Raw genomic sequence first — 315 nt, 5'->3', positions numbered from 1 at the left:
CTCAGCTTTTTCTTTAGGATGGCTGAGTTTACCTAAATTAAGCTGACTTGCCGCATGACTGCTTTGCAACTGGGCACTAATTTGACCCGTGGTGTCATCAAAGCGGAGCTGGTTAAAGCCCTGCCCCTGATATTCTTTGGATTTAATGCCTGCCAGTTTTTTGGTCTCAGGGAGTTGTCCAGCGTTATCGAATTTGGTTGGGTGGCGTTGTGCTTCATGAATTCGCCCCACCACAAATGGCCGGTCAATGTCCCCCTGAAAGAAGTCAATCACGACCATTTCCCCAATACGCGGCAAGAAACGTGCCCCGTAGCC

Annotated in this window: 1 protein-coding gene; it reads right to left on the bottom strand. The window is 49.5% G+C overall.

What is annotated here, in order from left to right; all coding sequences use genetic code 11:
• The coding region (locus tag AC6CHI_RS16155) for a type VI secretion system Vgr family protein (protein WP_498122509.1) at nt 1-315 on the bottom strand (315 nt) is incomplete at both ends.

Source organism: Acinetobacter sp. GQ146, assembly GCF_059758585.1.
This window is presented reverse-complemented; position numbering and strand designations above follow the sequence as displayed.